This is a genomic window from Arhodomonas sp. KWT (assembly GCF_010993615.1).
The window spans coordinates 1-1,066 of sequence record NZ_WNXE01000560.1 but is presented as its reverse complement, the minus strand read 5'-3'; the positions used below and the strand labels follow the sequence as shown (position 1 = coordinate 1,066).

Here is a 1,066-nt window from a genome sequence, read left to right as displayed (position 1 = left end):
GAGGTCCTCGTGTTCCGCCGCCGCGGCGATCCAGCCCGGGCTTACCGCGTTGACCCGCACGTCCGGGCCCAGGCTCACGGCGAGGGCATGGGTCAGGGCGAGGATCCCGCCCTTGCTTGCTGCATAGGCCTCGGTGTGCGGCTCGGACTGGCGGGCGCGGGTGGAGGCGATATTGACGATGGCGCCGCTGCCCGCGCGGAGCAGGGGTGCGGCGGCGCGGCTGCACAGGTAGGTGCCGGTGAGGTTGGTGGCGATGACCCGGTGCCAGTCCGCCACCGCCTGTGCCTCGAGGGGCCGGGCGGGGGCGCCGTGGCCGGCGTTGTTCACCAGGGCGTCGAGCCGGCCGTGGCGTGCCGAGACCGCCTCGATCAGGGCCGTGACCGCCGCCTCGTCGCCGACGTCGACGGTGATGCCGTGCGCCGCGCCGCCGAGGGCGTCCGCGGTCTCCGCCGCGCCGTCCCGGTCGGCGACGATCACCGCCATGCCGTCGGCGAGCAGCCGCGCGGCGATGGCCCGGCCGATGCCGCGGGCGGCGCCGGTGACGAGGGCGACGCGCCGATCCTGCCCGCTCATGCCTGCCTCCCGGATGATCCGTGTGCGGTGTCAGCCGAAACCGTACAGCCTTGCCGGGTTGTCCACCAGTATCGCCCGCCGCCCGGCCTCGTCCGGGACCAGGCGCAGGAACTCGTCGACCAGGTCGCCGTCGTTGGGCATGGGCCCGGGGAGCTGCACGTGGGGCCAGTCCGTGCCGAACACGCAGCGCGACGGGCCGGCCTCGCGCAGGGCATGGAAGAACGGCTCGACGTCCGTGAACGGCGCGCGCTCCTGCGCGCTGATGCGGTTCGGCCCGGTGAGCTTGGCCCAGGTATTGCCGTCGGCGACCAGGTCCACCAGTGCCCGGAAGCCCGGATCGCCGGTGCCGCGGCCGGCGGGGACGTGACCCATGTGGTCCACCACGCTCGGCACGGGCAGGGCGCTCAGCCGCTCCGCCAGGCGCTCGAAGCGCGAGACGTCGACGAGGAACTGGATGTGCCAGCCCAGCCCGGCGATGCGCCCGGCCAGCGTC

General features: G+C 74.8%; 2 protein-coding genes. Both read right to left on the bottom strand.

What is annotated here, in order from left to right; translation table 11 throughout:
* Positions 1 to 573 (bottom strand): SDR family NAD(P)-dependent oxidoreductase (locus G7A99_RS20715; RefSeq protein ID WP_163143772.1); only part of this gene is annotated, 573 nt, incomplete at its 3' end.
* Positions 574 to 603: 30 nt separating this feature from the next.
* Positions 604 to 1,066 (bottom strand): amidohydrolase (locus G7A99_RS20710; protein ID WP_163143770.1); only part of this gene is annotated, 463 nt, incomplete at its 5' end.